The organism is Janthinobacterium agaricidamnosum, assembly GCF_003667705.1.
Taxonomy (GTDB): domain Bacteria; phylum Pseudomonadota; class Gammaproteobacteria; order Burkholderiales; family Burkholderiaceae_D; genus Janthinobacterium.
Genome location: NZ_CP033019.1, coordinates 5,662,525 through 5,679,116, shown reverse-complemented (window position 1 = coordinate 5,679,116; position 16,592 = coordinate 5,662,525). Strand labels below are relative to the sequence as shown.

General features: G+C 61.6%; 15 protein-coding genes. 5 read left to right on the top strand and 10 right to left on the bottom strand.

Annotated elements, in window-relative coordinates:
* Positions 1-10: 10 nt before the first annotated feature.
* The 5 genes from D9M09_RS25660 to D9M09_RS25640 form a co-directional block, all read right to left on the bottom strand.
* The gene (locus tag D9M09_RS25660; protein WP_121670679.1) at positions 11-1,354 is read right to left on the bottom strand and encodes a sigma-54-dependent transcriptional regulator; all 1,344 of its coding nucleotides are present in this window, start codon (positions 1,352-1,354) and stop codon (positions 11-13) included.
* On the bottom strand, positions 1,347-3,254 hold the full coding sequence (locus tag D9M09_RS25655; protein WP_121670678.1) for a sensor histidine kinase: 1,908 nt from the start codon (positions 3,252-3,254) through the stop codon (positions 1,347-1,349). Before D9M09_RS25655 ends, D9M09_RS25660 begins: the two co-directional genes overlap by 8 nt.
* Before the next feature lie 245 nt (positions 3,255-3,499).
* A complete protein-coding gene (locus tag D9M09_RS25650) occupies positions 3,500-4,492 on the bottom strand; it encodes a porin (RefSeq protein ID WP_070291925.1) in 993 nt (330 codons plus the stop codon).
* A gap of 108 nt (positions 4,493-4,600) precedes the next feature.
* Positions 4,601-5,914: a dicarboxylate/amino acid:cation symporter gene (locus tag D9M09_RS25645; protein WP_070224793.1), complete on the bottom strand. Its 1,314-nt coding sequence runs from the start codon at positions 5,912-5,914 to the stop codon at positions 4,601-4,603.
* Between the two features lie 384 nt (positions 5,915-6,298).
* Entirely contained in the window at positions 6,299-8,629 is a 2,331-nt protein-coding gene (locus tag D9M09_RS25640; protein WP_070224792.1) for a catecholate siderophore receptor Fiu, read from the bottom strand.
* A gap of 296 nt (positions 8,630-8,925) precedes the next feature.
* On the opposite strand from D9M09_RS25640, the gene nudC reads away from it, so the two are divergent.
* Both nudC and folE read left to right on the top strand, forming a co-directional pair.
* Complete coding sequence (gene nudC / locus D9M09_RS25635; protein ID WP_121670677.1) at positions 8,926-9,759, top strand: NAD(+) diphosphatase; 834 nt, start codon at positions 8,926-8,928, stop codon at positions 9,757-9,759.
* A gap of 81 nt (positions 9,760-9,840) precedes the next feature.
* Positions 9,841-10,407: a GTP cyclohydrolase I FolE gene (gene folE / locus D9M09_RS25630; RefSeq protein ID WP_035822985.1), complete on the top strand. Its 567-nt coding sequence runs from the start codon at positions 9,841-9,843 to the stop codon at positions 10,405-10,407.
* A gap of 45 nt (positions 10,408-10,452) precedes the next feature.
* Here folE and D9M09_RS25625 read toward each other — a convergent pair whose 3' ends face one another.
* A complete protein-coding gene (locus tag D9M09_RS25625) occupies positions 10,453-11,271 on the bottom strand; it encodes an AraC family transcriptional regulator (protein ID WP_070292012.1) in 819 nt (272 codons plus the stop codon).
* Positions 11,272-11,464: 193 nt separating this feature from the next.
* On the opposite strand from D9M09_RS25625, the gene D9M09_RS25620 reads away from it, so the two are divergent.
* Entirely contained in the window at positions 11,465-11,872 is a 408-nt protein-coding gene (locus D9M09_RS25620) for a hypothetical protein (protein ID WP_070224790.1), read from the top strand.
* A gap of 144 nt (positions 11,873-12,016) precedes the next feature.
* Here D9M09_RS25620 and D9M09_RS25615 read toward each other — a convergent pair whose 3' ends face one another.
* A complete protein-coding gene (locus tag D9M09_RS25615; RefSeq protein WP_070224789.1) occupies positions 12,017-12,382 on the bottom strand; it encodes a hypothetical protein in 366 nt (121 codons plus the stop codon).
* A gap of 325 nt (positions 12,383-12,707) precedes the next feature.
* Here D9M09_RS25615 and D9M09_RS25610 point away from each other — a divergent pair, with 325 nt between their 5' ends.
* On the top strand, positions 12,708-14,351 hold the full coding sequence (locus D9M09_RS25610; protein WP_070291931.1) for a methyl-accepting chemotaxis protein: 1,644 nt from the start codon (positions 12,708-12,710) through the stop codon (positions 14,349-14,351).
* A 4-nt stretch (positions 14,352-14,355) separates the two neighbouring features.
* On the opposite strand, the gene D9M09_RS25605 is transcribed toward D9M09_RS25610, so the two are convergent.
* Positions 14,356-14,781 carry a hypothetical protein gene (locus D9M09_RS25605; protein WP_070224787.1) on the bottom strand — a complete coding sequence of 142 codons (426 nt, stop codon included), beginning with the start codon at positions 14,779-14,781 and terminating at the stop codon, positions 14,356-14,358.
* A 189-nt stretch (positions 14,782-14,970) separates the two neighbouring features.
* Here D9M09_RS25605 and D9M09_RS25600 point away from each other — a divergent pair, with 189 nt between their 5' ends.
* Positions 14,971-15,669 (top strand): glutathione binding-like protein, encoded by a 699-nt coding sequence (locus D9M09_RS25600; protein WP_121670676.1) that lies wholly within the window; start codon positions 14,971-14,973, stop codon positions 15,667-15,669.
* Positions 15,670-15,672: 3 nt separating this feature from the next.
* Here the strand turns inward: D9M09_RS25600 and uraH are convergent, their stop codons facing one another.
* Positions 15,673-16,080, bottom strand: coding sequence for a hydroxyisourate hydrolase (gene uraH, locus D9M09_RS25595; protein WP_121670675.1), 408 nt, complete (start codon positions 16,078-16,080; stop codon positions 15,673-15,675).
* An 11-nt stretch (positions 16,081-16,091) separates the two neighbouring features.
* The gene (locus D9M09_RS25590; RefSeq protein ID WP_070224784.1) at positions 16,092-16,586 is read right to left on the bottom strand and encodes a GlcG/HbpS family heme-binding protein; all 495 of its coding nucleotides are present in this window, start codon (positions 16,584-16,586) and stop codon (positions 16,092-16,094) included.
* Positions 16,587-16,592 lie beyond the last annotated feature (6 nt).

The window sequence follows — 16,592 nt, the reverse complement described above, 5'->3', positions numbered from 1 at the left end:
CTCCAGACGCCTAGCGGAATTCTTCCGCCACCAGGTTGTACTTCTGCATCTTGTGATACAAGGTTTGTTTCGGCAATCCGAGCACCGTGCTCACTTCGCTGACGTTGCCCGCATATGCGCGCAGTTCCTGTTCGATCAGGGCGCGTTCGAAGCCGTTCACTTGCTCCGCCAGCGACAACGGGCTGGGCTGGGCACTCGCCAGCAGGCTCGAGGCGCCGCCGGCGATGCCCAGCACGAAGCGGTCGGCGATATTGCGCAATTCGCGCACATTGCCGGGCCAGGAATGGGCCATCAGGTTGCGCATCTGGGCGCTCGAGACGACGGGCGCGGCGCGGTTGTAGCGGGCGGCGGCGGCCAGCACGAAGTGCTCGAACAGGATGGGAATATCCTCGCGCCGCTCGCGCAGCGGCGGCAGATGCAGCACGATCAAATTCAAACGGTAATACAGGTCGCTGCGGAATTTCTGCTGCTGCGACAAGTCTTCCAGGTCCAGCTTGGCCGCCGCGATGACGCGCACGTCAACGGGTGTGGGCACGTTCGAACCCAGGCGTTCGATATAGCGTTCCTGCAGCACGCGCAGCAATTTCACTTGCAGGGACAGGGGCAGGCTTTCGATTTCATCGAGGAAGAACGTGCCCTGGTCCGCGTGCTCGATCTTGCCCACCTGCCGCTTGGCCGCGCCCGTAAATGCGCCCGGTTCGTGGCCGAAGACTTCGCTTTCGAATATGCTTTCAGGAATCGCACCGCAGTTGACGGCGACGAAGTTGTGCTTGCGGCGGTGGCTGAAGTCGTGCAGGCAGCGTGCCACCATTTCCTTGCCCGTGCCCGTATCGCCATAGATCAGCACGTCGGCCGGTTCGTCTGCAACGTCGAGTATCAGGCGTCGTATGTCGCGCATCGCCACGGAATTGCCCAATAAACGTGCTTCGATGCCGCCGCCGTCCTCGAGCTGGCGGCGCAGGCTGTGCACTTCCAGGGTCAGGCGCCGGGTTTCCAGCGCGCGCAGGATGACGTCGACCAGCTGGTCGGACGAATACGGTTTTTCGATGAAATCGTAGGCGCCCGTGCGCATGGCGTGCACGGCCATGGTGATGTCGCCGTGGCCCGTGACGAGGATCACGGGCAGGTTGGCGTCGAGCGTCTTGACCGCTTGCAGCAATTCCAGGCCGCTCATGCCGGGCAGGCGCACGTCGCTCACGACGATGCCGGGGAAATCGGGCGTCAGCAGTTTATAGGCCAGTTCGGCCGAGTGGAAGGCCAGCACGTCCAGGCCGGCCAGTTGCAATGCCTGCTCGCTGCCTTCGCGTACGGTGGGGTCGTCTTCGACCAGCAAGACCTTCAAGCCGTCAAACATGTTTTTCCTCCTGCGTTGCAATCTGTAGTTCGATGGTGAAGATGGCGCCGCCGCCCGGGGCGTTTTCGGCGCGCAGCACGCCGCCGAACTGGCGCGTGATCTGTTCGGAAATGGCCAGCCCCAGACCCAGTCCCAGGCCTTGCGGTTTGGTCGTGAAGAACGGTTCGAACAGGTGTTCATACACTTCCGTCGACAGGCCCGGCCCCGTGTCGGCCACGTGGATCAGCACGTGCTCGGGCGTGCACTCGACGGCCACGCGCAGGCTGCGCACCTCGCTGCCGTTCATGGCGTCGAGCGCATTGGCGTACAGGTTCACCAGCACCTGCTCCAGGCGGTTGCTTTCGCACATGGCGAAGATATCCTCGGGCGGCAGTTGCAAAGTAAAACGCACATTTTCCACCTGCAGCCTGCGCTCGACGAGGAACAGGGCGTTGCTGATCGCCGTAGGGATCGAGACGGAAGTCAGGCTGGTCGTCGATTTGCGCGCAAAGATCTTCAATTGGCCCGTAATGGTTCCCATCCGGGCCGCAATTTGCGAGATCTTCGCCAAGTTGCGCCGCGCATCGTCGAGCCGCCCCCGCTCGAGCAGAATGACGGCATTGTCGGACATGGTGCGCAGCGCCGTCAGCGGCTGGTTCAGTTCATGCGTGATGCTGGCCGACATCTGTCCCAGTACGGCCATCTTGCCTGCTTGGAAAAGTTCATTCTGCGTGATGTGGAGTTTCTGTTCGGCCTTGCTGCGCACCTCGATTTCCTGGCTCAGGCTTTGCGTCATGGCATTGAGTTCCGAGGTGCGTTCCTCGACCATGGCTTCCAGGTTGTCGTAGGCATGCTGCAAGTCTTCGCGGGCGCGCAGTTTTTGCGCCACGGCCGCGCGGCGCTGGCGCAGGTAAAAGAACAGCAGCATGAAAAAGCCCAGCAGCACGCACGAGAAGGCGGCCGCCGCGCGCGCACTGGCTTTCGCCTGCGCCAGGTCGGACAGGTAAATGAAGGTCCAGCCTTGCGGCGACTTGAGCTTGATCTGCGTCATGACGCTCGAGCTGGTCTTCGGTGGCGTGTCGGCATGTTCCTGTTCGCGTACGCTGATCACGCGCGCGCCATTGCCCAGCTGGCGGTCGGAAACGAAGGGAATGGCTTCCAGCTGCTTCGAGTAATACTGGCGCGTGCGGTTGAGTTCTTCGACGACGGCGGGCGACAGCGGCGCCAGGGTCTTGTACTTCCAGTCCGCCATGGAACTGAGGAAGATCACGCCGTGCTCGTCGGCCAGCATGACCTTGTCGGCGCCCTGTACCCAGCGTTTTTCCAGGGTTTCCAGGTTCACCTTCACCGTCGCAAGGCCCAGCATGTGGCCATTCTGGTAGATGCCGTGGGCAAAGAAGTAACCGGGCTCCAGCCGCGTCGTGCCCACGCCATAAAAGCGGCCCGGCGTGCCGCGCAAGGCATCCTGGGCGTAGGGGCGGAACGAGATGTTGTCGCCAATAAAGCTGTCCGGCCCCTGCCAGTTGCTGGCCGCCCGCGTGTTGCCGTCGAGGTTGCTGATGAAAATGGTCGAGGATTTCGCCTGGGCATTCATCTGCTCGAGGTAATGGTTGACGGTGTCGACCAGCACCGGGTCTTCCGGGTGTTGCAGCAGGCGGATCACGTCGCGGTTCAGTTCCAGGGTCTTGGGCAGGAAGTCGTATTTCTCCAGCGCGTTTTCCAGGCTGCTCACATACACTTCGAGGCGCTGCGCGCCGCTTGCCTGCAGTTTGCCGATGGCGATGCGTTCCGTCCAGAAATACACGAGCCAGACGGTGGCCAGGCAGGCGGCCAGCACCACGCCCCAGGCCAGCGTTTCGCGGCCCGACCGTTGCGACAGGCGCTGGCGCCAGGAAAGGGTGGGTTTGTTACTGCTATTCATAAAATCAGCTGCCAACTTGCAAGAACCCACAGTATCGCATCTTGATGTGTCTCAACATAAAAAAAAGCCGCCGGACATGCATCCGGCGGCCTGCGCATTTACGCATTTATTTCACGGACCTTTCGACGTCCGACAAAATCGTAGCGAGCGGCAGTGATTTGTGGCCGAGAAGCGCAACCGTACTTTAGTACGGTGAGCATCGCCGGCCGCAAAGCGCGCCGCGCAGTAGATTTTGGCCGACGTCCTTAGAACGTATGACGCATACCGAGGTTGAAACCGCTGTTGCCGGTGCCATTGTCGGTGGCGTTGCCGACGACGAAGGTGGCGCCGTTCTTGTTGCTGATGTGGCCATAGCCGGTGTACAGGTCGGTGCGCTTGGACAGGGAGTAGAACGCGCCGATGGCCCACTGCTGGGCATCACGGTTCAGGTTGCTCTTGTCGTTGTGGCGGATGTACGAGGCGACCAGCTTGGTGGCGCCGAACGGGGCGCTGAAGCCGACGAGGATGTCGTTGCTCTTGCTGTTGTCGAGGGCACGGTTGTCGGCGTAGCCGAAGTTGCCTTGCAGCACGCCAAAGTCGTAGCGCGTGGCCAGCAGGGTGTTGCGCGTTTGCTGGGTCGCCAGCGCATTTTCCTTGCGGTGGTGCGTCAGGGTCACGTTCAGCGGGCCATCGATGTAATGCACGGCGCCGCCCATGCTGCGGTTTTTCGCGTTGTCGCCGGCCACTTCGCCAAAGCCGTACGCCAGGTCGGCCGACAGTTTGCTCCAGGTCGGCGTGCTGTATTGCACCATGTTATCGACGCGGATATTCGTCACCATCAGGTTCGACGCCGTGCCGGCCAGGCCGATGACAAACGGATCGGCCACGTCGCGCAGGGCCAGGTAGTACGGCGAGTACTGGCGGCCCAGGGTGACGGCGCCGGCGCTGCCGGTCAGGCCGACATACGCCTGACGGCCGAACAGCAGGCCGCCCTGACCCGAGGTGCCGGTATCGATATTGAAACCGCTTTCCAGCACGAAGGTAGCGGCCAGGCCGCCGCCCAGGTCTTCCTTGCCTTTGAAGCCGATGCGCGAGCCCGAGGCGACGCCGGAAGCGACGCGGTTCAGGCGGTCTCCGGCCGCATCCTTGTCGAACACCAGGCCGGCGTCAGCCACGCCATAGACGGTCACGCTCGATTGGGCCATGGCGCCGGTGGAGGCTGCGCCGAGGGTCAGCAGGGTAAACAGGACTTTTTTCATGAAAATCTCTCTAATAAGTTGGAATGACTACTGATCGCACTACCTGACTGCTTGTTACTCAACATGGACAACAAATAAATAGCCCGCTTGTGGCGGGCCATGGCGCTATCAGGCTTTGCTAGCGTGATCCGCTTCGCCCCAATGGCTTTCCGTGTTCTGGTTGGCCGCGTTGGCCGCGGCTGCTTCTTCCTCGGTGGCCAGGCCACCTTCCCACTTGGCGACGACGGCCGTGGCGACGGCATTGCCGACCGCGTTGGTGGCCGAACGGCCCATGTCGAGGAACTGGTCGACGCCCATCAGCAGCAGCAGGCCCGCTTCCGGAATATTGAACTGGTTCAGGGTCGCGGCAATCACCACCAGCGAGGCGCGCGGCACGCCGGCCATGCCTTTCGAGGTCAGCATCAGCAGCAGCAGCATGGTGATCTGCGTGCCGATCGACAGGTCGATACCGTAGGCTTGCGCGATGAACAGCACGGCGAAGGTGCAGTACATCATCGAGCCGTCCAGATTGAAGGAGTAGCCCATCGGCAACACGAAGCTGGAAATCTTGCGGTCCACGCCGAACTGGTCGAGCGCCGTCAGCAGTTTTGGATAGGCCGCTTCCGAGCTGGCCGTCGAGAATGCCAGCAGGAACGGTTCGCGGATCAGGCCGACGAGCTTGAAGATGCGCGGGCCGATGACGACGAAGCCGGCGCCGATCAGCAGGGCCCACAGGCACATCAGGCCCAGGTAGAAGCCGCCCATGAACTTGGCAAAGGTGACCAGCACGCCCAGGCCGTGCGTGGTGATGACGGAGGCCATTGCAGCGAACACGGCCAGTGGGGCCAGGTTCATGATGGTGCCGGTGATGCGCAGCATGACTTGCGCCAGCTGGTCGACGACGGCCGTCAGGGTCTTGCCCGATTCGCCCAGGCCGGCCAGTGCGCCGCCGAAGAAGATCGAGAACACCAGCACTTGCAGGATTTCATTGTTGGCCATGGCCTCGATCGGCGATTTCGGCACCAGGTGCGTGAAGAAATCTTTCAAGGTGAAGGCGGCCGTTTTCAGATTCGTTGAAGCGTGTACGTCCGGCAATGGCAAGCCCAGGTTGGTACCGAGCTGCATCAGGTTCGACAGCACCATGCCCAGCGCCAGCGAGACCAGCGAGGCGACGACGAACCAGCACATGGCTTTCAGGCCGATGCGGCCGGCTGTCTTGCCGTCGCCCATGTGGGCGATGCCGACCGTCAGGGTGGAGAACACCAGCAGCGCAATGATCATCTTGATCAGGCGCAGGAAGACGTCGGTGACTATGGAAATATTGCCAGCGATTTGCTTGCTCATGTCCGCATCGGGGAAAGCGGAATGGCATCCATAACCGACGGCAATGCCGAGGATCATGGCAATCAGGATGTACAGGGTTAATGGCCGTTTCTTTTTCATTATGACTCCTCCGGTGAAACGCCGCTGTGAGCGGATTATTGATTGCGAGCAACTCAAGCTTGGAGTCAATATTTCTCAAAAACAAGCCCTTGCGTGCCAGCGATTATTTGCAGCAAAACCTGTACATAGCAAAGGATATGCCTGAAATGGGAATTTGGAACCTAACTTCTTAAGTTGTTGATTTGAGGAAGCTTTTTTGTTGCTTAGATGTTGCAACTTTGCACGTTTGCGCGAAATATTGGACGCGCAAGCGCATCGCTGTATGACTTTTCATACGCTAGTCGCGGCAGGGCGGCGGTGCGCCAAAAAGACAAGATTATCAGGACAATAAAAAAGCCCCTCCGAAGAGGGGCTTGATGTGACGCGATGCGTGTTCTCTAGATGTTAGAACTTGATATTCGCCGTCAGGCTGAACGAACGGGGCTGGCCTGGCGTGTAGCGGAAGCCGGATTTGTTGATGGCTGCCACATAGGTCTTGTCGGCCAGATTGTAGGCGTTCAACTGCAAGTCGAGGTTCTTGTTGACGGTGTAGGTTGCCATGGCGTCGAAGACCCAGTAGGCATCCACGCGGGCCGGCGTACCGACGGCGCCATCGGTGCCGCGCAGCATTTCACCCACGTAACGCGCGCCGCCGCCGATCTTCAGGCCGAAGGGCAGGGTGTACGAGGTCCAGCCCGTGAACGCCTGTTTCGGTGTGTAGCTGAGGTTATTGATGCCGCTGGCCGTGACGACCTTGCCCGACTCGACCTTGGTATTCATGCGCGTGTAGCCGGCGCTGACCAGCCAGTTCGGCATGATCTCGCCCACCATGCCGATTTCGACGCCCTGCACGCGTTTCTTGCCATTCTGATAGTAGATCAGGTCGACGGGATCTTGCTCTACTTCATTTTTCACGTCCGTCTGGTAGACGGCGGCCGACAGCGACAGTTTTTGTTTCAGGAAATCCCATTTGGTGCCGATTTCCTTGGTGGTGGTTTCCTGCGGATCATACATCGGATTTTGCGCGCTGCTGGCGCCCGTGCTCAGCGTGAAGTTGGTGCCCGGCGGCGCCTTCGAGGTGGCCCACAGCGCATACACGCTGCTGTCCGGCGTCGGCTTGTACAGGGCCGAGATCTTGCCGTTGGCGAAGGTGTCGTTCAGGGTGATGTGAACAGGAATAGGCGTGCCTACCGGCAGTTTTTGCACCTGGCCTGCGGCGACGGCCGTCTGCAGGGTGACGGAGTCATAGCTGGTGTTGAAATGGTCGAAGCGCACGCCGCCGTTGAAGATCCATTTGTCGCCGAACTTGATGGTGTCGAAGACATAGGCGCTTTGCGTGTTGACTTCGCCTTGGCTGTAGGCGCCGCTGCGCACGGGCTGGTAGCCGGTGACGGGGTCGCGCGGGTTCGGATGGTACAGATTGGCGTCCGGCATGGTGCCCAGGCTGGCAGGCACATAGCTGTAGTTGGTCTGCTTTTCGCTGGTGAATTCGGCGCCGGCCACCACGGAGTGCTTGAGCACGCCCGTATCGAATTGCGCGCTGACCACAGTCTGGTTGGTCAGAATCGTGTTTTCCTGATCCTTGACGGTGCGCAGCGAGCGCGCCAGGGTCCAGGTCGACGGATCGGTGGCCACCGGCGTCTTCAGGTTGGCGGTGCTGCCCATGAAGGCCGTCAACAGGTAATCCTGCTTGGTCTTGCCGTAGCGCGTGGTGTTCTGAATCTGCACGTTGGGCAAGAAATCATGATCGATGCGCAAGGTGCCCATGTCGGCCTTGACCTTGTCGTGGTCCGCGGTGGAACCGTAGAAATTCTTTGGATCGACCTTGGCGGCGCTATTCAGGAAGGTGCGGATGACCTTGTTCGTCGGCGTGATACTGTCCGGCGTGCTGTAGCCGGGCAGGCCGATGGTGGGTACGAAGCCGTCGGGCACGTTATTTTGATCTACGTGCAGGTAGCTGGCCGTGATGCGCGTCGGCTTGCCGATGCCGAAGGTGACGGTAGGCGCGAAGGCCCAGCGCTTGTTCTTGACTTCGTCGCGCGCCGGATTGCCGCTGTCCTGCGTCATCAGGTTCAGGCGGAAAGCCGTGCCGGAATCGGCGTCGATGATGCGGTTCCAGTCGGCCGTGGCGCGTTTCTGCTTGCCGCTGCCGGCCGTCAGCAGCGAATTGAACTTGTTTTCCATGGTGGCCGTCTTGCTGACCAGGTTGATCGAACCGGTCGGCGAACCGCGGCCGCTGTCCGTGCCCGCCGGGCCCTTCAGCACATCGATCTGTTCGATGTTGAAGACGTCGCGCGAGATGGAGCCCACGTCGCGCACGCCATCGACATAGATGCTGCCCGAGGCATCGAAGCCGCGCATGTAGACGGCGTCGCCCGTGTTCGTGTTGCCGTTTTCGCCGAGGAAGAAGGTACCGACGCCGGGCGTGTTGCGCAGCGCGTCCGTCAGGGTCAGCGCGCCTTGCTGTTCGATCAATTCCTTCTTGATCACGACGATGGTTTGCGCCGTGTTGACGAGATCTTCCGTGTATTTCGGCGACGAGGCTTTTTCGGCCTTGAAATCATTTTCCTTCGAGCCCACGACCTTGATTTCGTTCAGGGTTTGCTGCGATGCCGGGGCACTTTGGCCGGCCGGGTCGGCCGCCTGGGCGGCGACGGGCAGCAGCATCACGGCCAGGGCGGCGCCGATGTGCTGGTTGAAACGGGTTGGGGCGTGTTTGCGGCTCTTGATTGCCATCTTGCTCTCTCGATAAGTTCAGGGTGGTGGTTCCTGGCTGGCTCTGCGCCGCAGTGCTTGGGCACGCGGGCAAGTGGCTGGCGATGGAGACGGAATAGGCGGTATTGTAATAACTGGGCGCTATTTCGTAAATGAGAATCGTTATCAGTATCGTTTACGCAACGGATTGGACTTAGCGCAAAAAAAACACGCGCATGGCTCATGAATGCTTGCTTTGCAGTCCGGGCGCTGCTATGCGCGCAAGCGTTTGGCAGCGGGAGTATGATGAGCAACCTTTACAAATTTCTTCCCAGCACATGCTGCACACTCCCCCTGCCTTCGTCCCCCTGATCGACACGCCCGAACCGGCCCCGGCCGCCACCGAGACGCTGACATTCGTCTTTCACCGCGGGCGCCTGCTGTTGCGTATGCCCGGGCTGACCCTGCCCACTGCCGCCGAGGTGGCAGTGCTCGATATCGACCTGAGCCGCGCCCAGCCCGTGGGCTGGTGGCAGGGCCGCTATTGTCAGACGGTCTGGACGGATGCGGAGTTGTTGCCCGCCGATAGCGGCTTGGCGTATCACGGCATGCGTTCGCTGTTCAACGCCGTCAACGATGACTTCCTGGGCCTGGCCAGCCGCGCCGTGCAGTTGGCCGAATGGGCGCGCACGCACCGCCATTGCGGCGTGTGCGCCACGCCCATGCAGCGCACGCGCGGTGAACGCTGCTTTACGTGCGCCGCCTGCGGCATGCTCGCGTACCCGCGCATTTCGCCCGCCATGATGGTGCTCATCCGCAAGGGCGACCAGGTGTTGCTGGCGATGCATAAAAATTCGCCATCGCAGCGCTTCAGCCCGCTGGCCGGTTTCCTGGAAGCGGGCGAATCGATCGAGGAAGCCGTGCACCGCGAAGTGATGGAAGAGGTGGGCTTGCGCGTGCATAACTTGCAGTACTTCATGAGCCAGTCCTGGCCGTTTCCCCATTCGCTGATGATCGCGTTTACAGCCGATTATCTCGATGGCGAGGTCCGCCTCGACGAGAACGAGATCGCCGAGGCGCGCTGGTTCGGCCCCGGCGATGCGTGGCCGGAACCGAGTTCGAGCGTGTCGATCTCCGCGCTGCTGGTGAGCGCGCACCGGCCGCCGGCGTAGCGGGAAAAGCAGGGGCTGCTCAGGCAGCCTGCCGCATTTTCTATATACTGGCGGCAATTGAAAATTTTAGGGTGGTTTAGCATGTCTCAAGAAGAATTCTCCGAAAACGACTGGCGCCGGCTGATCAGCAGCTTTGGTGAAGATCCGCAGCGTCCTGGCTTGCTGGAAACGCCGGCGCGCGTGGCCAAGGCGTGGAAGCACTGGACGTCCGGTTATGGCCAGGACCCGGTGGACTTGCTGAAAGCCTTTGAAGATGGCGCGGAACAGTACAACGAGCTGATCGTCGTGCGCGGCATCCCCGTCTACAGCCACTGCGAACACCATCTGGCGCCGTTCTTCGGCAAGGCCACCATCGGCTACGTGCCCAACGGCAAGATCGTCGGCCTGTCGAAACTGACGCGCCTCGTCGATTGCTTCTCCAAGCGCCTGCAAGTGCAGGAACGCATGACGATGCAGATCGCCAATGCGCTGATGGAAGTGCTGGAACCGAAATCGGTGGGCGTGGTCGTACGCTGCCGCCACCTGTGCATGGAAAGCCGCGGCATCCGCACGCCGGGCGAAGAAACCATCACCTCGGCCATGCTGGGCGAGATGCAGCCGAACCTGGCGCTGCGCACGGAATTTCTGGCCCTGGCGCGCGAAGTCTGATTTTCGGCGACGATGCGGGACGAAGGCGGCATATGCCGCCTTTTTTCATGCGCGCCCGGATTCCCGTTCCGCCAGGTAGCGGGCCGGCGGCTTGCCCACGGCCTTGCGGAACATGGTGACAAAACCGCTGGTATTTTCATAACCGAGTTCCAGCGCCACCGCTTTCACGCTGTGGCCTTGCGCCAGCCGTTGCAAGGCCAGGATCACGTGCAGTTGTCGGCGCCAGCCGCCCACGCTCATGCCCATTTCCTCCAGCGACAGCCGGGTCATGCTGCGCTCGCTCATGCCGATGCGGCTGGCCCACTCGGCCAGGGTGCTTTTATCGGCTGGCTGCGCCAGCAGCAGGGCGGCCAGGCGGCGCAAACGCGCATCGCGCGGCATTGGCAGATGCAAGTCTTCCACGGGCGCGACCGCCAATTCGTCGAGCAGGGTGGCCACCAGGCGTTCCTGCGCGCCCTGCAGCGCGATCAGGGTGGGAAAACCGGCCGCCTTGGTGATGAGTTCGCGCAACAGGGGCGAGACAGCCACGGTGCAGCAGATGGCCGGCAAGGCCGGCGCCGTGGCCGGCTCGATAAACAGGCAGTAGCACTCGGCCTCGCCCACGCCCTGCGCCGAATGCATCAGGCCGCCCGGTATCCACACGGCGCACTGGGGCGGCACGATCCACACTCCACTTTCTACTTCGCAATGGATCACGCCCCGCGTGGCGTACAGCAGCTGCCCCTTGCGGTGCTGGTGCGGCGCCTGCTCCGCATCCTCTGGCACGCTGGCCAGGCCCACGGCCAGCAAGGGGCGCAGCACGCCGTCGACGTCGAAATCGAGGATGGAGGCATCGTCGTCCAGACCCAGATGGGCCGTCAGCATGCTGGGCAAGAGGGGATGGGGCATGGGATGACTTTGGCTGGATTGAATAATATTGTGGCTATTGTATGCAATGACGTCGGGCGCCGTCATCGGTATCGTATGGCTATCCGCAGCCCCGCTTCAACGGCAACCGCCGCCGCCCGTGTTCTGATGAAGGTGAGGAGAAACGGCAACCCCCTTGAAGGAGTCCCCCATGCAACTCGATATCACCGATTTCCCCCTCGTCTGGATGCGCCGCGACAACGCCGCCAGCGGCCCCGACGATGCCTTGTTCAGCCAGTTCGAGGACTTGCTGGCGCGCCAGCAAGCGTTTGTGATTCTCAGCGAAGAAGGCCTGGACGAGGATGGGCATGACCATCCGCAGGAAGAGCGCAAGCGCGCCGTGCTGTGGATGAAACGGCACAAGGCTGCCCTGCGTGCGTATATCCAGGGCATGGTGCTGGTCGAACCGAGCGCCGCCAAGCGCCTGGCCGGCAAGGCCTTTGCCGTCATGTTCGGCCAGTTCTGGGGCTACCCTTTACACTTTGGCACCAGCCGCGATGACGCGCTCGACATCGCCCAACATTTGCTCAGGGCCTGGCTGCCTCCAAGGGAAAACTAACAACGCCAAGAGCACCTGACAAAACCGTAGCGAGCGGCAGTGATTTGTGGCCAAGAAGCGCAACCGTACTTTTGTACGGGGGCGCCGAGCCGGTGAGCATCGCAGGCCGCAAAGCGCGCCGCGCAGCAGGTTTGGTCAGGTGTTTTAGTAGCGGTAGTCGTTGACGAAGTGTTTTGTAAAGTTGTACTTGCTGCCGCCGTCGAGCAAGTCGATCAGGCGTTTCGGCGCCGAGGCCGACATGAAGGCGTCGGCCGCGCCGCCCGTGCTGCGGAACTTCATGCCCGGGCTGAGAATCTGGTTGGCGCCGATCTTCAGGTGCTGGAAGCTCTTCGTCTTTTCGTTGTTGAGGATGAAGTGCAATTCCTGCTTGAACGTCAGGAAGGGGATCTTCAGCCACCAGCCTTCGTCCGTGCCATAGCTGGCGACGCTGGCAAAATGCGTGTTCTTGTCCGTCAGCGTGGGTTTGCCCAGGCGGTCGTTGATGCGTTTCATGGCTTCATTCTTGGTCATGCTGTGCTTTCGTGATTCAATCGATCTGGCGTGCATTTTGACACACGCCCGCCCTCCACGCGTGCCTTGCCGCTGCCTATCCGCATCCTTTTTTACTGCAATGCAACATCGCAGTGCAACCTCAATTCTCATCAATTGTCGCAACGCATTAACAACACCGGGCAAAAATCATTGCCTCCCGGCATTGTAAATATCGGTCGTTCGAGCGTATGCTGGAGACGTCTGAACGGTGTCGCCAGAGCACCGTCGCCGCCGCATTCCGGGCTTGCCCAGCTGGAAGCGGGCCACGCCCCATCGCCGCACAATAGAGAGTCGGAGACACAGCATGAAGAAATTGACGTTCCAGCAGAAGTTATGGATTCCCCTGATTTGCAGCCTGTTGTGCATCACCGTTATTTTTGTCTACAACGCCCTGGAAATTCGCAAGATCCGCATCGAAGAGCGCAGCGCCGACCTGAGCAATGCCGCCGACCTGGGCCTGGGCGCCGTCAAGATGTTCGGCGACCTGGCCGCCAGCGGTGCCTTGACGCAGGAAGAAGCGCAAAAGCAGGCCACCGCCGTCATCAAGAGCATGCGTTTCGGCGAGACCGGTTATTTGTCCATCATCAATCTCGATGCCGTCGTGGTGATGAATCCCGCCGCGCCGCAAACCAACGGCAAGAACATGTCGGATTTTAAAGATGCCAACGGCACCTATCTGTACCGCGACATCGTTGCCGTCGGCAAGAGCGATGCGGGCAAGGGCTTCGTCCACTATTACTTCCCCCGCCCGGGCCAGAAGACGCCCGAACCGAAGATGAGCCGCGTGGTGGCCTACAAGCCGTGGGCCTGGACCCTGGTGGTGGGCGTGTACATGGATGATATCGACGCGGCCTTCCGCCAGTCGCTGCTCACCTCGCTGGGCGTGCTGGTGCTGGTGTGCGGCCTGCTGGCCGCCGTCGTCGTCGTGATCAACCGCAGCCTGCGCCATGCGCTGGGCGGCGATCCCGAGTATGCGGCCGACGTGGCGGAAAAGATCGCGAATAACGATTTGAGCGGCGTCGTGCGCACGCATGCCAGCGACCGCCACAGCGTGCTGTACGCGATGAAAACCATGCAGGCCAACCTGGTCGACGCGATCAGCGAAATCCGCCACAGTGCCGAGACGATCGCGACGGCATCGAGCGAGATTGCCAGCGGCAATATGGACTTGTCGGCGCGCACGGAAATGCAAGCCAGTTCGCTGGAAGAAACGGCGGCCTCGATGGAGGAGTTGACCTCGACCGTGACGCAAAACGCGGGCAATGCCGTGCAGGCGAATGAACTGGCGCAGTCCGCTTCCGCCGTGGCCCGCCAGGGCGGCGCCGTGGTGGCGCAAGTGATCGGTACCATGGACACCATCAACGCTTCGTCGCGCAAGATTGTCGACATCATCGGCGTCATTGACGGCATCGCTTTCCAGACGAATATCCTGGCCTTGAACGCGGCCGTGGAAGCGGCGCGCGCGGGCGAACAGGGACGCGGCTTCGCCGTCGTGGCGTCGGAAGTGCGCAATCTGGCGCAACGATCCGCAGGCGCGGCGAAGGAAATCAAGGAACTGATCGGCGCTTCCGTCGACAGCATCGCGGCCGGCAGCACGCTCGTCGCACAGGCGGGCACGACCATGGATCAGGTGGTGGCCAGCGTGTCGCGCGTGACCGACATCATGGCCGACATCACGGCCGCCTCGCATGAGCAAAGCACGGGCATCGGCCACGTCAACCAGGCGATCACGGAGATGGACAGCGTGACGCAGCAAAATGCGGCACTGGTGGAAGAAGCGGCGGCAGCGGCGTCGAGCATGCAGGATCAGGCGGCCGTGCTGGCGCAACTGGTGGCGCGCTTCAAACTGTCGGCGCAGGAACCGGGAACATCGCCGCGCCTGGCGGCAAGCTCGGCCGCGCCACGCGCCGTGGCGAAAAAGCCGCTGCGCAGCCTGGCGGCGCGCTAAGTTCCTATTGAGCCGGTGCCGCCGCTTGCGGCGCCGGCTCGAATTCCAGCTTGTCATCGACGACCACGAATTGCCCGACCGGCTGGCCCAGGTCGGCTTTCGGGTCGTTTTCCATTTCCGTCAGCTCATTGCAGGTATTCGTTTCCGCCTGCCACAGCTGCTTGCCCATGCGGATATTCCACAGGCCATCGCCGGCCGCAAACAGCTCGACCTTGATGTCGGCCGGCGCATCGGTGGACAGCGTATGCAGGCGCTGGCATTGCGGCAGGTTGGTGGCCATCAGCTGCACTTCCACGGTGTCTTGCCAAAAATAACGTTGCTGGCGACGCACGGTCAGGGAATGGTCCTGGCCGTCGAACATGTAGATGGCGAAGTCCTGGACACAGCCTGACAGCAGGACGGACAGCGTGACGATCAGGAGTTTGCGCATGGTCGGCTTTCTTTGTTTGTACTCTGGAATGTCGGGATGCCTGCGTGACGGCGCTAGTGAATGCTTGCCCTGCCGGGGCGCCGTCTTGTTTTTCGCTTACGTGGCATTATATCCATGCATATCAGTTGCGGCGCGACAATAGTTCTGCCAAGTGCGCCTGCCCCTACTCATCTACCTGGAAAGACCACGATGATCGACCTGTATTACTGGACCACGCCCAACGGGCACAAGGTGACGATGTTCCTGGAAGAAGCGGGCATCCCCTACAACATCATTCCCGTGCATATCGGCAAGGGCGAGCAGTTCAAGCCCGAGTTTCTTGCCATCGCACCGAACAACCGCATTCCCGCCATCGTCGACCAGGCGCCGGCGGATGGCGGCGCGCCCCTGTCGCTGTTCGAGTCGGGCGCGATTTTGCAATACCTGGCCGAGAAAAGCGGGCAATTCCTGCCGGCCGACGTCCGGGGACGTGCCGAGGTCATGCAGTGGCTGTTCTGGCAAATGGGCGGCCTTGGCCCCATGGCCGGGCAAAACCACCATTTCGTGCAATATGCGCCCGAACCGATCGACTATGCCATCACGCGCTACGTCAATGAAACGAACCGGCTATACGGCGTGCTGAACAAGCGCCTGGCGGACCGCGCATTCGTGGCCGGCGACACGTATTCCATCGCCGACATGGCGATCTACCCGTGGATCGTGCCGCACGCACGCCAGCGCCAGAAGCTGGAAGACTTCCCGCACCTGGCGCGCTGGTTCGCGGCCATCGCCGCCCGTCCCGCCACCGTGCGCGCGTATGCGCGGGCAGCCGAAATCAATGTGCAGCCCACCGTCAGCGGCGACGCGAAAAGCGTGCTGTTCGGGCAGACGGCGAAGACGCTGGGCTAAGCTTCAGTTTCCGCGGTAGGTGGAAAAGCCGAAAGGGCTGAGCAGCAAGGGAATGTGATAGTGCTGCTCGGTCTTTTCCACGTGGAATTGCACGGGGATTTCCGGGAAGAAGGTTTCCTGTTTCAGCCGTGCATAGTGCTCGCCGGTTTTAAACACGATGCGGTAGTCGCCCGCCTGCATGGGTTGATTTTCCGGATACATGGCCGCGATGCGCCCCTGCGCATTCGTCACGGCGCTGCCCAATTGTTGCCAGGCATCCCCTTTTTTCTGCTCCAGCGTGACCGTCACGCCGGCCGTCGGCTGGCCGCTCTGCAGGTCGAGGATGTGCACGCTCAAGGGATTGGCGGCCAGCGCCATGCTGGACAGGCTGGCGAAGGCCAGGGTGGCGGTGATTTTTTTCAGATAGGTCATCGTTGTTGCTTTCACAGGGTGGGGGAATCGAGTTCAGGAATGGCGGCCAGGGCGGCATGGGCGCAGGCCCGGTCTTGCAGGGCGCCACCGCCACCGGCGACGCCGATGGCGCCGACGACTTCGCCCTTGGCGCGCAAGGGCAGGCCGCCGCCCAGCAGCAACAGTTCCGGCACGGTCGTCAAATTGGCCATGTCGGGATTGCCGCGCGCGGCCACGGCCAGCGCCTGGGTATCGTTTTTCGTCGACAGGGCCGTGTAGGCCTTGCGCCGGCTGGCGTCCGTGTTGTGCGGCCCGACGCCATCGGCGCGCTGCACGGTCACGACATTGCCGCCACGGTCGAGTACGCTGACGACAATATGCCGGCCTTGCGCCTGGCACGCGGCGATGGCCGCATTCGCCAGCTTGTTGGCCATTGCCAGAGAAAGATCATCGACCTGGCGCAGCTGGGCGTGGGCGGGGCTGGCCAGCAGGTACAGCAGGGTACTGCCGAGTAACAGGGTTTTCATGTGGCT

Coding starts and splice junctions, on each gene's coding strand:
- D9M09_RS25650 (WP_070291925.1), bottom strand. CDS start 4,492: ATGAAAAAAGTCCTGTTTACCCTGCTGACCCTCGGCGCAGCCTCCACC.
- D9M09_RS25600 (WP_121670676.1), top strand. CDS start 14,971: ATGATCGACCTGTATTACTGGACCACGCCCAACGGGCACAAGGTGACG.
- D9M09_RS25655 (WP_121670678.1), bottom strand. CDS start 3,254: ATGAATAGCAGTAACAAACCCACCCTTTCCTGGCGCCAGCGCCTGTCG.
- nudC (WP_121670677.1), top strand. CDS start 8,926: ATGCTGCACACTCCCCCTGCCTTCGTCCCCCTGATCGACACGCCCGAA.
- D9M09_RS25610 (WP_070291931.1), top strand. CDS start 12,708: ATGAAGAAATTGACGTTCCAGCAGAAGTTATGGATTCCCCTGATTTGC.
- D9M09_RS25645 (WP_070224793.1), bottom strand. CDS start 5,914: ATGAAAAAGAAACGGCCATTAACCCTGTACATCCTGATTGCCATGATC.
- D9M09_RS25660 (WP_121670679.1), bottom strand. CDS start 1,354: ATGTTTGACGGCTTGAAGGTCTTGCTGGTCGAAGACGACCCCACCGTA.
- D9M09_RS25625 (WP_070292012.1), bottom strand. CDS start 11,271: ATGCTGACGGCCCATCTGGGTCTGGACGACGATGCCTCCATCCTCGAT.
- uraH (WP_121670675.1), bottom strand. CDS start 16,080: ATGACCTATCTGAAAAAAATCACCGCCACCCTGGCCTTCGCCAGCCTG.
- D9M09_RS25640 (WP_070224792.1), bottom strand. CDS start 8,629: ATGGCAATCAAGAGCCGCAAACACGCCCCAACCCGTTTCAACCAGCAC.
- D9M09_RS25615 (WP_070224789.1), bottom strand. CDS start 12,382: ATGACCAAGAATGAAGCCATGAAACGCATCAACGACCGCCTGGGCAAA.
- D9M09_RS25620 (WP_070224790.1), top strand. CDS start 11,465: ATGCAACTCGATATCACCGATTTCCCCCTCGTCTGGATGCGCCGCGAC.
- folE (WP_035822985.1), top strand. CDS start 9,841: ATGTCTCAAGAAGAATTCTCCGAAAACGACTGGCGCCGGCTGATCAGC.
- D9M09_RS25605 (WP_070224787.1), bottom strand. CDS start 14,781: ATGCGCAAACTCCTGATCGTCACGCTGTCCGTCCTGCTGTCAGGCTGT.
- D9M09_RS25590 (WP_070224784.1), bottom strand. CDS start 16,586: ATGAAAACCCTGTTACTCGGCAGTACCCTGCTGTACCTGCTGGCCAGC.